This is a genomic window from Bacteroides mediterraneensis, assembly GCF_016900355.1.
Lineage (GTDB): Bacteria > Bacteroidota > Bacteroidia > Bacteroidales > Bacteroidaceae > Phocaeicola.
In genome coordinates this window covers 1-1,036 of the sequence record NZ_JACJKA010000055.1, presented here as the reverse complement: position 1 = coordinate 1,036, position 1,036 = coordinate 1, and the positions used below count along the sequence as shown (strand labels likewise).

Genomic DNA, 1,036 nt, shown 5'->3' with positions numbered 1-1,036 from the left:
TAACGTGAGTTCGATATAAGGAATAAAATTATTCGTTTGATAATTAGGAACATAGCGATAAAAGCATTAAATTTATAGTGTCAAGTTATAACATTTAAGCGATTACCACTATGTTCTCAGAGGATAAAGTTACGGAGATTTATTGTATGGCGGATGATTTTTGCAAAGAATTTGCCAAAGTACAGGAAAAATACATGGTTGAAGACAAGAATCATAAACATCGGAACAAGCCGAACCGGATGAGCGATGCGGAAATCATGGTCATCCTGATCCTGTTCCACTCGGGAGGTTTCCGATGTTTCAAGCATTATTACAAGGAATATGTCTGCAAGCATCTGCCCCACCTCTTCCCCAGCCGTGTGTCCTACAACCGTTTTGTGGAACTGGAGAAAGAAGTCCTGTTGCAACTTACCGTCTTCATCAAGGAGGTCTTGCTGGGCACTTGTACCGGTATCAGCTTTGTGGATTCCACACCGCTGCGTGTATGCCGGAGACAACGCATATTGATCCATAAAACCTTTGAGGGGCTTGCGGAACGTGGAAAATGCTCCATGGGATGGTTCTTCGGCTTCAAACTGCATTTGATTATCAATGACAAAGGGGAAATCCTTAACTTTATGTTTACACCCGGAAATGTGGATGACCGTGAGCCGTTGAAACAAACCAGGTTCTTGAAAAATATAAAGGGCAAGCTCTGTGCGGACAAAGGGTACATCGGTCAGGCACTATTTGAGAATCTTTTCACGGGCGGCATACAACTGATAACCAAAGTGAAGAACAACATGAAAAATTCCCTGATGAGCGTAGCGGACAGAATCCTGCTGAGAAAACGCGCTTTGATAGAAACAGTCAATGATGAGTTGAAGAATATCGCACAGATTGAACACTCCAGACACCGTTCCTTCAATAACTTCATTGCCAATTCTCTATCTGCCATAGCAGCATACTGTTTCTTTGAAAAGAAGCCCGCCATTGACCTGTGTTTTGTCAAAGACGGGCAACTTACTATGTTTTGAATTATATCGAACTCACGTTA

Annotated in this window: 1 protein-coding gene; it reads left to right on the top strand. The window is 42.3% G+C overall.

Features of this window, described 5'->3' with window-relative positions:
- Positions 1-110 precede the first annotated feature (110 nt).
- A complete protein-coding gene (locus H6A28_RS14735) occupies positions 111-1,016 on the top strand; it encodes an IS982 family transposase (RefSeq protein ID WP_204481057.1) in 906 nt (301 codons plus the stop codon).
- The last annotated feature ends 20 nt before the right edge of the window (positions 1,017-1,036 follow it).